Source organism: Candidatus Dormiibacter sp. (assembly GCF_050999135.1).
Lineage (GTDB): Bacteria > Chloroflexota > Dormibacteria > Dormibacterales > Dormibacteraceae > Dormiibacter > Dormiibacter spiritus.
Window position 1 is genome coordinate 19,892 of record NZ_JBPCPN010000041.1, and the last position, 8,672, is coordinate 28,563.

General features: G+C 65.8%; 12 protein-coding genes and 2 pseudogenes. 9 read left to right on the forward strand and 5 right to left on the reverse strand.

The window, feature by feature from the left end:
• The first annotated feature begins 51 nt into the window (after positions 1-51).
• Positions 52-471: an arsenate reductase ArsC gene (locus ACR2MZ_RS10805; RefSeq protein ID WP_434005047.1), complete on the forward strand. Its 420-nt coding sequence runs from the start codon at positions 52-54 to the stop codon at positions 469-471.
• 27 nt (positions 472-498) lie between these two features.
• Here ACR2MZ_RS10805 and arsM read toward each other — a convergent pair whose 3' ends face one another.
• Positions 499-1,263 carry an arsenite methyltransferase gene (arsM, locus tag ACR2MZ_RS10810; RefSeq protein WP_434005048.1) on the reverse strand — a complete coding sequence of 255 codons (765 nt, stop codon included), beginning with the start codon at positions 1,261-1,263 and terminating at the stop codon, positions 499-501.
• 91 nt (positions 1,264-1,354) lie between these two features.
• Between arsM and ACR2MZ_RS10815 the strand changes: the two genes are divergently transcribed.
• On the forward strand, positions 1,355-1,792 hold the full coding sequence (locus ACR2MZ_RS10815; RefSeq protein WP_434005049.1) for an ArsR/SmtB family transcription factor: 438 nt from the start codon (positions 1,355-1,357) through the stop codon (positions 1,790-1,792).
• A gap of 9 nt (positions 1,793-1,801) precedes the next feature.
• Here the strand turns inward: ACR2MZ_RS10815 and ACR2MZ_RS10820 are convergent, their stop codons facing one another.
• Complete coding sequence (locus tag ACR2MZ_RS10820) at positions 1,802-2,131, reverse strand: hypothetical protein (RefSeq protein WP_434005050.1); 330 nt, start codon at positions 2,129-2,131, stop codon at positions 1,802-1,804.
• 64 nt (positions 2,132-2,195) lie between these two features.
• On the opposite strand from ACR2MZ_RS10820, the gene ACR2MZ_RS10825 reads away from it, so the two are divergent.
• Both ACR2MZ_RS10825 and ACR2MZ_RS10830 read left to right on the forward strand, forming a co-directional pair.
• A complete protein-coding gene (locus ACR2MZ_RS10825; RefSeq protein ID WP_434005051.1) occupies positions 2,196-2,489 on the forward strand; it encodes a UBP-type zinc finger domain-containing protein in 294 nt (97 codons plus the stop codon).
• Between the two features lie 39 nt (positions 2,490-2,528).
• Positions 2,529-2,906 (forward strand): DsbA family protein, encoded by a 378-nt coding sequence (locus tag ACR2MZ_RS10830; protein WP_434005052.1) that lies wholly within the window; start codon positions 2,529-2,531, stop codon positions 2,904-2,906.
• Positions 2,907-3,394: 488 nt separating this feature from the next.
• Here ACR2MZ_RS10830 and ACR2MZ_RS10835 read toward each other — a convergent pair whose 3' ends face one another.
• Entirely contained in the window at positions 3,395-3,676 is a 282-nt protein-coding gene (locus ACR2MZ_RS10835; protein ID WP_434005053.1) for a hypothetical protein, read from the reverse strand.
• Between the two features lie 29 nt (positions 3,677-3,705).
• On the opposite strand from ACR2MZ_RS10835, the gene ACR2MZ_RS10840 reads away from it, so the two are divergent.
• From ACR2MZ_RS10840 to ACR2MZ_RS10850, 3 genes and pseudogenes are all read left to right on the forward strand, one after another.
• Positions 3,706-4,104, forward strand: coding sequence for a hypothetical protein (locus ACR2MZ_RS10840; RefSeq protein ID WP_434005054.1), 399 nt, complete (start codon positions 3,706-3,708; stop codon positions 4,102-4,104).
• The gene (tenA, locus tag ACR2MZ_RS10845; protein ID WP_434005055.1) at positions 4,101-4,772 is read left to right on the forward strand and encodes a thiaminase II; all 672 of its coding nucleotides are present in this window, start codon (positions 4,101-4,103) and stop codon (positions 4,770-4,772) included. Before ACR2MZ_RS10840 ends, tenA begins: the two co-directional genes overlap by 4 nt.
• A gap of 33 nt (positions 4,773-4,805) precedes the next feature.
• A pseudogene (locus ACR2MZ_RS10850) lies at positions 4,806-5,009 on the forward strand (tetratricopeptide repeat protein); the annotation flags it as partial.
• 207 nt (positions 5,010-5,216) lie between these two features.
• On the opposite strand, the gene ACR2MZ_RS10855 reads toward ACR2MZ_RS10850, so the two are convergent.
• Together ACR2MZ_RS10855 and ACR2MZ_RS10860 are read right to left on the reverse strand one after the other, a co-directional pair.
• Positions 5,217-5,957, reverse strand: a complete 741-nt coding sequence (locus ACR2MZ_RS10855) for a hypothetical protein (protein ID WP_434005056.1) — start codon at positions 5,955-5,957, stop codon at positions 5,217-5,219.
• A gap of 88 nt (positions 5,958-6,045) precedes the next feature.
• Positions 6,046-6,381, reverse strand: a complete 336-nt coding sequence (locus tag ACR2MZ_RS10860) for a hypothetical protein (RefSeq protein ID WP_434005057.1) — start codon at positions 6,379-6,381, stop codon at positions 6,046-6,048.
• A 279-nt stretch (positions 6,382-6,660) separates the two neighbouring features.
• Here ACR2MZ_RS10860 and ACR2MZ_RS10865 point away from each other — a divergent pair, with 279 nt between their 5' ends.
• On the forward strand, positions 6,661-7,458 hold the full coding sequence (locus tag ACR2MZ_RS10865) for a carboxymuconolactone decarboxylase family protein (RefSeq protein ID WP_434005058.1): 798 nt from the start codon (positions 6,661-6,663) through the stop codon (positions 7,456-7,458).
• A pseudogene (locus ACR2MZ_RS10870) lies at positions 7,368-8,551 on the forward strand (IS3 family transposase); the annotation flags it as partial. The gene ACR2MZ_RS10865 and the pseudogene ACR2MZ_RS10870, both read left to right, overlap by 91 nt.
• Between the last annotated feature and the right edge of the window lie 121 nt (positions 8,552-8,672).

Genomic DNA, 8,672 nt, shown 5'->3' on the forward strand with positions numbered 1-8,672 from the left:
GGACGATGTTCCGGTGAGTGAGGTCTTGGATCCGGTCAGTCCAGCGGTGAGATGACGAAGGAAGTCCCAGAGGTCCTTTTCGTTTGCGTCCACAACGCCGGTCGCAGCCAGATGGCCGCCGGCTTACTCGACCACCATGCGCAGGGACGGGTCCATGTTCGTTCGGCCGGGAGCACACCGGCCAACGAGATCAACCCAGCGGCGGTCGAGGCGATGAGGGAGGTCGGCATAGACCTTTCTCAGGAGTTTCCCAAGCCGCTCACTGACGAATTCGTGACAACCGCGGACGTGGTCATCACGATGGGCTGTGGTGATGCCTGCCCGATCTACCCGGGCAAGCGCTACGAAGAGTGGGACCTCGAGGACCCGGCCGGCAAGACTCTGCCGGAAGTCCGCCGAATTCGAGACCAGATCGATCGCCGAGTCAGCGAACTCGTGACGCAGTTGGTGGAGGCGCCGCAGCCCAGCTGACAGGGCAGCCGGACCTTCCGTTCAAGGTCAGGTAACCAGCGGTTTGCTGCCTCTGATCGCCGCACTCGCGATAGCGCCTGTGATCCCCTCGACATCGTGCCGCTGCGTGATCTGGATCTCAACGCCTTCGAATCCAGCGTCGACCAGAAGCCCGCGGTAGGCATCGACCGGGATGGTGCCGGAGATGCAGCCGGCCCAAGCGTCGACCGCCTGCTTGACACCCGGCGGCAACTCCTTGAGCGCCACTATGTCGGAGATGGCTAGGCGACCGCCAGGCTTCAGTACCCGGAAGGCCTCGCGGATTACGGTTCCCTTGTCCTCGGCCAGATTGATCACACAGTTGGAGATCACCACGTCGACAGCGCCATTCGGCAGCGGCACCTGCTCGATGGTGCCCTTGAGAAAGGTCGCGTTTGGGATGGCCGCCCTGGCTTTATTGGCGTTGGCGACCTCAAGCATCTCGTCGGTCATGTCGACACCGTAGGCATGACCGTCCGGCGCCACCCGACGGGCTGAGAGCAGTACGTCGAGCCCTCCGCCACTGCCGAGGTCGAGCACCGATTCGCCAGGGTGCAGCTCGGCCAGGAGCAGTGGGTTGCCGCAGCCCAGGCTGATCGAGCTGTCGAGCCCGGCCTGGCTCAGCTCGCTGGATTCGTAGTGCTGGCCGCAGCTGATCGCCTCCTCGGCGGCGGCCGGAGCGCAGCAATCGCTGCCGCAGCAGCTCTGATCGGCGCTGAACGACTTCGCCTTGGTCGCGTAGCGATCACGCACAGCTTCTCGGATCTTGCTCATCGGATTTCTCCCGACTAATCGATGGTTGTCGATGGAGCAATACTAGCACAACGCATCGATGGCTGTCAATGAGTACTGGTAAGCTCATTCCGTGAAGGTGCGAGAGCTGCCGGTTCGGCAACCGCGGCGGGCCTGCTGCCAACCGTTGGCCGGAATCGACGAGGCGTGGGCCCAGGAGACGGCTGAGATCCTGAAGGTGCTCGGAGAACCCACCCGCCTGAGCATGATCGCCGCACTGTGGCGGGCTCAGGAACCGATCTGCATCTGCGACTTCACCGCCTCCCTTGATCTCAGCCAACCTACAGTCTCGCACCACATGGCCAAACTGAAGGTCGCTGGCTTGGTCGAGTCGACCAAGCGGGGGATCTGGATCTATTACCGCCTGCGTGGCGACCTACCCCAAGCGACCCAGCTGCTGCTTCGCACGCTGCTGGGTCAACGGAAAGCCGATCTTCGAGCGCAGGACCTCGCGGCTTCCAAGCAGCCAAGCGCACGTTCGACGTCCGTGCAGCGGGGCTCGGCGAGATGAGGACGCGGATCACTTGGCGTCCGGAACGGCGGGAATGCGTGCCATGTCCCGCCCGGGGTTGCTACAGCGGCTGCTGACGTCTCCCATGACGATGAATGTCCCGATTCCGTCCTCCAGGGCGAGCCGCGCGAGGTCCTCGGCAGCCTGGCGCGCCGGCGCATCGATCGGTGCGAGGTTCAGCAGACGCCGGATCTGCTTGGGCTCGCGCCCGGCGTTGAGGGCAAGCACTATCGGGTGGCCGGGACCCTCTGTGGACCGGCACCGGTGCACAACATCAGCATCCGGCCGGGCCGCCAGCCGGTGCCAGGACGCCTCGGACCGGATGGATCGTGTATCCAACGGGTAAACCGAAAAATGCCGAGGGTTAAGCGATGCCAACCATCCAACTAGTGAGAAGGGATCGATGACCACGTGCACACATCTCGACTTGATCGCGGACGTGACCCCCTCATCTCCAGGCTGCGAGGACTGTCTGGCCGCCGGCCCGCACAACTGGGCCCACCTGCGCGTCTGCCAGGAATGCGGTCATGTCGGTTGCTGCGACAACTCGCCCGGGCGCCACGCCACGGCCCACTTCGGCACCGTGGCTCATCCGATCATCCGGTCGTACGAGCCAGGTGAGGATTGGTACTGGTGCTACATCGACGAGGTCGTCTTCGAGCTCGATGGGGCTCCCCCCGCACCTTCTCACCCGTAACCCAAGCAACGATGGGCCAACAGACTCCACTCCAGGCCGATGATCTGCCAGCAGCCGACGTCGGCCTCGATGACCGGTCTTTGGGTCTCGCAAAGCCTTGTCGACGACGTCGACCATCACCTTGGGCCGCTGGGTGCCGCCGTGAAGCTGGTCGAGTACGGCGACTACCAGTGCCCCTTCTGTGCCCAGGCGCAGCCCAGCGTCAGGGAGATGCTGTCGCGATTCGGAGATCGCATCCTGTTCGTCTTCCGGCACTTCCCGCTTGTCAGCCAGCATCCGAGCGCTTGGCGCGCCGCTCTCACCCGCCGAGGCGGCCGGAGTTCAGCACCTGTTCTGGGAGATGCACGACCACCTGCTCCCAACTTGGCCTTCACTAGCCACTTTGTGTCTCAGGATCTCGGGGACAGGACCGGCTAATCGTGCTCACTCCAGCATCTACCTGACCCTGGAGACGACTCGCGGGTGGCGCTGTCCCGGCGAAGCGGCGGTACCGATGGACGCCATCTTTTTGCGCCGCCCAGACGGCGAATCGGGCCAATTGCAGTAGTCACGGCCGCGCCGGGGACGGCTTGGGCTCGACTGATGCGAGCGGAGGCTCGATTTCACTCGGGGTTGTGGGGCGGAGAGGGTGGGATTCGAACCCACGATAGGGTTGCCCCTATAACGGTTTTCGAGTTCGACCCTCGAGCGTTTACGGTGTGTTCCACAGTGCCATTTGAATACACAACAGAGCGCGCACGCAGTCGAAAATGCCACCTGATGCCATTGTTTGGTGGCGGCATTGCAGTAGTGACTGCAGTAGTAGGACGCATCCTCAGACATACTGGGCATGCAACCCCTCACCCGGTTATGCAGGTCACCGTGAGGTGCCACCAGTCTGCAGAGGGCACACTCGAGTCGCTCAGCTAGTAGCACATGCCAAAGTAACGGCCATGGCCCTTCAGCCGGCCCTGCGCCTCGGCTGGTCGATTCGCTGGAGGTTCTGGTCGCCAATCGCTGAACCAGCGGCCGGGCACAATGGTCCGGTGGCCGCCTCCGAGCTTCTCGAGCAGCATGCCCGCGAATGGCGGGCCGCCACCTGCCACCCGTTTCTCGACGGTGTCCGGGGGGGCGGCCTTCCGGCCGGCGCGTTCGCTGCCTGACTCCAGCAGGACTACCTGTTCGTCGGCGACCTGCTGGTCTTCCAAGCCCAGCTCCCGGCGGGGCTCCGCGTGGCGTGCAGGCGATCCTGGTCGGCGGCCTGGTGGCGCTTGAGACTGAGCTGACCTGGTTGGAGGAGCACATCACGCGGCGCGGGCTGGCTCTGGCCGCCCCGCGCCGCCCTACGACCGAGGCTTACCGCGAGGAGCTGGACCGGCTGCTCCGGGAGCCCTTCGAGGTCGGCCTTACTGCGCTGTGGACGCTCGAGCTCGTCTATTTGGAGGCATGGCGAGGGGCGGCGCCGGGGGCGGCCGAGTACCGCGAGTTCGTGGAGCACTGGACGGTGGCCGCCTTCGCCGGGTACGTGGCCAGCCTGGAGGCACACACCTCGGACTGGCCGGCCGCGGAGGCGGCCTGGCTGCGGATCGTCCGCCTGGAGCGTGAGTTCTGGGACATGGCTTTTCGAGCCCGGTGAGCGAGCACTTCAGCGACCGCCTGAGAAGGACCGCCGAACCGATCTGGAAGGCGCAGCACGCCCATCCCTTCGTCCGCGGCGTGGGGCAGGGAAACCTGGACCGCGAGCGCTTCGAGTACTGGGTCCGGCAGGACTACTGCTTCCTGGTCGAGTACTGCCGTCTCTTCGCGCTCGCCGCCGCCCGCTCGCCAGACCTCCCGACCCTGACCAGGTTCGCGGAGCTGCTGCGGGCGACCGCGGTGACCGAGATGTCGCTGCACCGCGAGCTGGCCGCCGGGCTCGGCATCTCCGAAGCCGAGCTAGAGGGCGAGCCGATGGCGCCCACAACCCAGGCCTATACCGACTTTCTCGTGCGGACGGCGGCCACCGGCGACTTCGCCGAGCTGTGCGCGGCCCTGCTGCCATGTATGTGGGGCTTTTCCGAGATCGGCCTCCAGCTGGCCCTGGGTCCCCGGCCCGCCGACACCCGGCTGGCCGCCTGGGTCGACGCTTACGCCGACCCGGACTTCGCCGCCCTGGCGGATTGGTGCCGGGGACTCGTCGACCGCCTGGGTGCGAACGCCCCGCCCGCCACCCTGCAGGCCATGGAGGCGGCCTTCATGACCTCCAGCCGCTACGAGCTCGCCTTTTGGGGGATGGCCTGGCGGATGGAGCGCTGGCCGGCATGAACCGACCGGCCGGCTCCTGTTGAAGCCGAGACTGCGAGGGTGGACATCATGGGCGCCCTGGCCGCCAACCACCTGGCTCGCCAAGACGCCAGGCGGGCGATCCCGCTTCTCGAGCGTGCCCTCGAGCGGCAGCCCGAGCGCGAGGACCTCGCCCGGAAATTGACGGCCGCCTATCTGGAGACGGGCCAGCACACCCGAGCCGCCGAGCTCCAAAGGGAGCACGCGATCGACGCCTGAGCCCTCTGCCGGGCGGACATGCCTGGTCGCAGCACCTTGACAATCCAATATCGCCGGCCTTACTGGACGGCGAGCACGTCCCAGCGGTCGAACCCGCCCTCGACCCGCGCACCCATAGGCGGGCGCGCAGGGATGGCTCCCATTGTCGCGTGCAATGCGTCAACCACGTCCTGCCACGAGCCGACTACAGCCGTATCGGTCCAGCATTCATCGCACTCGCCCAGAACAGCGTGCGCTGCCCGTAGCGGCGGCGGTACGTGCATGACCGAATGCGTCGACGGGATAGTCCGCCCGGAGGAGGTACCACGTGCCCGACTGCTCTGAGGGCGGCAGGCCAACGAATTGTCCGGGATTGCGCGGTGGATCAATCCGCCCCGACTCGACGCGGATCGCGAACCAGCGATCTAGGTGATCGACCTCGTCTGAGTCCTCGCCGTGGCTCGTCGCCCACTCCGCCGCCGCGCGATAAACGCCAGGTCCCCACAGGTGATCGACGGGGAAACGACAGGTATCGAAGTCGGAGTCGTAGGCCCAAAGATCGTCGTTTGAAGCCGCACGCACGATCACATAGGTCCAGTCGGGGCGACTGTCATCTGCCTGGAGTTGCTCGAGTGACTGTTGGATCTTTGAGGTGCCAGCGGCGTCCCAGCCGATGGCTATTGCCTCCCTTCGGATCGGACTCGGGAAGATGCGGCCGCCTGCCGTCCTTGCTCCCCAAAGGCGATTGACCACCTCGCCTATGTCGCGAATTGTCAAAGCCGAATCCGTCGGCATGGTGAGCGTGTATGCCGTCGGATGGGCTGCGCGGTTGCGCAGGCGCGGGAGTATGCGGTCGAACAGCCGCGAGCGCTGTCCGTCGAGAAGGTGCTCCATCCGCGCCCATGCGAAGAAGTGGCCGAGGCTACCTCTGAAGAGTGTCCGCTCTCCCGCAGTCAGCTTCGACTGCACGAACCACAAACGGCGTTGATGACTGCCTCCTCGCTCCATCAAGGCACGATGTACCTCGTCGTACGAGCGGGCAGTCAGCGGTTTCGCACTACCCCTTGTCGTCCACGAGTGGGATCGTGTGCTGGTAATACGCCACGAATCGTTCGGCAAAGGCCTGCTGCAGATACAGAAGCGCCAGGTCCGAGGCGGCGGTGAAGAGTTCGTAGTCGAATAGACCGTGGACATGCACCGACCGAACCCGGTCGAGGCTCTTGCGAACGGTGTCCGGCACGCTTGGAGCCAGATCGGTGGCGACCGTCCGCTGAATGTGCTGCGCGGCCACCTCCGGTGTGAGGATGCGACTGCCTGGAGCGAACCCCAGAGGAGTGAAGCGTTGCGACCGCTCGTCGGCCGTGGTGAGGTCTGCGAGAGAGCGGATGTCCATGCCGACAATCTTGCCGTTGCGCGACCGGCAGGAACGTGCTGAGGTTCAGCGGAGCCGGAGCGGCCGAGCGCGCGGCATTCCCCCGAACGCACCGCCGGCCCGGATCCCTCGCGCTTCGCCACCAGCCACAGCTCCAGCTCCGCAGGCAGGCGCTCTTGATTTCGAGGCTAGATTGGGTTTGCTGAATACGGATCCAGCGGTTTAGTGGTGGGTTTGCTGCATTACAGGACATGCCACTAAGCGGCAAGACGGACGGAGACGGGTCTCTGCTGACCGATCATGCGGCGGCCAGAAGCGCTCCACGAAGACCGCCACCACCAGGCGGCGCAGAATGGGCCGAGGCGTCGTGTCGCGGGCGGCTGTCGGCGCCAATTCGCGGACCGGGCACGTTTGGTAGATCGATCTCTCCCGAACGGCCAGGGCATCTGCTCCAAGAAGCCTTACCCCAGTTCAAAGCTCGTGCCCGCCGGCTCGGATAGCGAGGTGGCGCGCCTACCCTACGTTCTCTCCGGGCGATCGCCCGCAGCGGATCGGGCCTACCAGGAGATCGCGAAACTCGGCCGGCCAATCGCAAATCTGTACCGTCTGCTCGCGAACCAGCCCCCCGCCCTGGAAGCCTTCATGGGCATGTCCAGATATGTGCGCGGCGGTTCTAGCCTCGAGCCCCAGCTCCGCGAGCTGGTGATCTTAGCCACCGCCTACACCTTCGGGCAGCGCTACGAGATCGCCCACCATCTAGAGGCCGCGCGCGCCCTGGGGGTACCTGAGGCAAAGCTGTCCGCCGTCGCTCCAGGCGGCGACCTTCAGGCTCTAACCGGTCCGGAGCGCACCGCCGTGCAGTTTTCGCGCGAAACGGCCCGCACTAGGACCTGCAGCGACGAGTCCCCCGGCCCCCGGTCTCCGTGGACACCCATTTGGGAGATAGGCTCCCGTGATAGGAGGTGTTCATGGATCCCACAAACGTCTCAGCAGGGCACCCTGACCGCGGCCGCTACTCGGCGCGCCGCAAGACCCAAGTCGTCATCCGCCTGCTCCGGGGCGAGGACATCGACGCTCTCTCCCGGGAGCTGGGCGTGACGGCCGCCACCGTGTCCGGCTGGCGTGACCATTTCCTCGCCGGCGGCCAGTCTGCGCTGAAGATGAGGCAGGAAGACGCGCGCGACGAGGAGGTGATGCGCCTGAAGGCCAAGATCGGCGACGTCACGATGGAGAACGAGCTCCTGCGCGAGGAGCAGAGGAGGCTGAAGCAGAACCTCCCTTTGGCATCCCGGAGGTCGAGGACATGAGCCGGACCGTCTCGCCCTCCGCCGGTCGTCATTATGGTCTGGCCCTGGTCTGCCGGGTCTGGCAGAGGCCGCGCTCCAGCGTCTACGCGGTGAGGAGGCGCCCGGAGTCGCCGCCCCCCGCCCGCAAGCGCGGACCGAAGACCGCGGTCAATGATCCCGAGCTGACAGCGGCGATCAGGGAGACGATCGCGGCCTCGCCCTGGTTGGGTGAGGGCTACCGCAAGGTCTGGGCGCAGCTGCGCGCCAAGAGGATCCGGGTCGGCAAGCGGCGGGTGCTGCGGCTGATGCGGGAGGCCAACCTGCTCTCGCCCTCGCGCTCGTTCAAGTTGGCCGTGGTCAAAGACCACGAAGGCAGGATCACCACCGACCGGCCCGACGAGATGTGGGGCACCGACCAGACCAGTGCGCTGACCGCCGAGGGGCAGGCCTGCGTCTTCATCACGGTCGAACACTGCACGGCCGAGTGCCTGGGCATCCACGCCACCCGGCGAGGCAACCGCTTCGAGGCGCTGGAGCCGATCCGGCAGGGTGTGCGCTCCGTCTTCGGCGGCTACGACGCCAAGGTAGCGGTCGGCCTCAAGCTCCGCCACGACCACGGGAGCCAGTTCATCAGCGACGATTACCAGAAGGAGCTCGACTTCCTGGGCATCGAATCGAGTCCGGCCTTCGTGCGTGAGCCCGAAGGCAACGGGGTTTCGGAGCGCTTCATCAGGAGCCTCAAGGAGCAGCTGCTTTGGGTCCGCTATTTCGCCACCGTCGAGGAGTTGCGGCTGGCGCTGCTGGAGTTCAAGGAGAAGTACAACCGTCAGTGGCTGGTCGAGAAGCACGGGCACCGCACGCCGGCTCAGGTCCGCGCCGACTTCGAGGCCAAGGTGGCAGCCTAATGCGTTTGTCAAGAGGCCAGGGGCAGGTACGGCTTCTGGAAAGGCTCCCGGTCCCTGAGCATGGCCCAGAGCACGTCGACGCGTCGCCGCGCCAGCGCGATGACGGCTTGGTGGTGTCGCT

Bases quoted from the DNA above. Each gene is read 5' to 3' on its own strand.
- ACR2MZ_RS10805 (WP_434005047.1), top strand. From the start codon at position 52: ATGACGAAGGAAGTCCCAGAGGTCCTTTTCGTTTGCGTCCACAACGCC.
- arsM (WP_434005048.1), bottom strand. From the start codon at position 1,263: ATGAGCAAGATCCGAGAAGCTGTGCGTGATCGCTACGCGACCAAGGCG.
- ACR2MZ_RS10825 (WP_434005051.1), top strand. From the start codon at position 2,196: ATGACCACGTGCACACATCTCGACTTGATCGCGGACGTGACCCCCTCA.
- ACR2MZ_RS10830 (WP_434005052.1), top strand. From the start codon at position 2,529: ATGATCTGCCAGCAGCCGACGTCGGCCTCGATGACCGGTCTTTGGGTC.
- ACR2MZ_RS10860 (WP_434005057.1), bottom strand. From the start codon at position 6,381: ATGGACATCCGCTCTCTCGCAGACCTCACCACGGCCGACGAGCGGTCG.
- ACR2MZ_RS10865 (WP_434005058.1), top strand. From the start codon at position 6,661: ATGCGGCGGCCAGAAGCGCTCCACGAAGACCGCCACCACCAGGCGGCG.